Origin of the sequence: Chlorogloeopsis fritschii PCC 6912 (assembly GCF_000317285.1) — a bacterium.
Classification (GTDB): Bacteria; Cyanobacteriota; Cyanobacteriia; order Cyanobacteriales; family Nostocaceae; genus Chlorogloeopsis; species Chlorogloeopsis fritschii.
In genome coordinates, this window is sequence record NZ_AJLN01000053.1 from 1 (window position 1) to 1761 (window position 1761).

The window sequence follows — 1761 nt, forward strand, 5'->3', positions numbered from 1 at the left end:
ATTGGCTCCACCCATACCAAAGGCGCTTAAGCCCGCCCGTCGGGGACAACCATTGGTTTTCCAGTCTCGCAGGCGATCATTAACGTAAAACGGAGTTTGTTCAAAATTGATGTTGGGATTAATTTCGGTAATATGCAATGTTGGTGGTATTTGTTTGGCTTTCATCGCTAAAAGAATTTTGAACAATCCTGCCATGCCTGCTGCTGGTTCCAAGTGACCAATATTTGATTTGACAGAGCCAATGGCACAAAACTGTTGGCGTTGGGTATCAGTTTTGAAAGCTTGCACTAGTCCCCTGACTTCGATCGGATCGCCGAGGGAAGTTCCCGTACCGTGAGCTTCTAGATAAGAAATATCATCTGCACTCACATTGGCATCTTGCAATGCACGCTGAATTAAACGTGCTTGGGCATTAGAATTAGGTACAGTCAGACCGCTTGATCGACCTCCATGATTGACAGCACTGCCTAAAATTACTCCCCAAATATAGTCGCGATCGCGTAAAGCTTTAGATAAGGGCTTGAGCAAAATTACTCCTGCACCCTCACCCGGAACATAACCATCAGCTTGGCGATCAAAAGTCCGGCAGCGTCCTTGGGAAGAAACTGCACCCAGACGGCTCAGGGCTTGGTAATAGTCGAGGGACATACCCAGATGCACCCCACCCACTAAGGCATATTCACACTCACCCCGACGCAGGCTTTGTACTCCCAAGTGTAGTGCCATCAGTGAGGATGAACATAAAGTGTCTACTGTCAGGGAGGGGCCGCGCCAGCCGAAAAAGTAAGATATACGATTGGCAAGGATGGCATTACTGTTACCCAAACTAGAGTAGGCGTCACCATGAAGATAAGGCACATTCTCGCGTAAATAGTGGGAGTAGGTGGCACCAATAAATACACCTGTTTCTGTGTCTGTCAGTTTACCGTCAGCATATCCCGCTGTTTCTAGAGCTTCCCACACCAACTCCAACATAATCCGCTGTTGGGGATCTATAGCTTCTGCTTCCCGTGGCGAAATCCGGAACAGCAACGGATCAAATTGATCTAGGCGATCGAGAAATGCACCCCACTTGCTGTAACTTGTGCCTTCAGCTTGTGCGTCTGGATTATAGTATTTGTCAATATCCCAACGATGGCGAGGAACTTCTTTGACTGCATCATGCCCTTGACGGAGAAGTTCCCAAAAGCTTTGCAAGTCAGCAGCATCGGGGAAACGCCCGCTCATGCCGATCACGGCTATAGGTTCACTGCCAGAGGTCGAATTTTCCCAGTTAATTTGAGGTTGGGGTGCGCTGATAGTCTCTTGTATTTCATCCGAGACTGTAAAATTTGCTGTTGATTGTGGTGGTGGTTCCTCAACCTTTATCAAACAGTCGTATTGGCTGACTAGCCCCAGAGCCAAATCTTTGATACTGGCGTAGTCAAAGAATAGTGTTTTGGGTAGAGAAGTTTGGATTTTCTTCTCTAGTATCTCCACTAATTGCAGGGCAGTGACCGAATCAATGCCCATTTCTAGGAATGGTTGGTGGATATCAATTCGCTGTGGGGGAATTTGCAAATTTTGACTGAGAATTTCCACCAATAAAGATTCAATTTCAGCAGCAGTCGTGTGTCGTTGAGTAGTCGTAACTTCGGCTTTAGGAATGGGATGGACGCTCTCTGGCTCGGTGATTTCTTTTACTGGTTCTCCATCCTGCACAAATTTAGCGATCGCCACCTGAACTTTCCTCAAGCTCAATGCCTGTTCCAGATGAGTCAG

1 protein-coding gene is annotated in these 1761 nt (G+C 47.1%); it reads right to left on the reverse strand.

Annotated elements, in window-relative coordinates; genetic code table 11:
- Positions 1 to 1734 (reverse strand): type I polyketide synthase (locus tag UYC_RS35395; protein ID WP_235181609.1); only part of this gene is annotated, 1734 nt, incomplete at its 3' end.
- Positions 1735 to 1761: the final 27 nt, after the last annotated feature.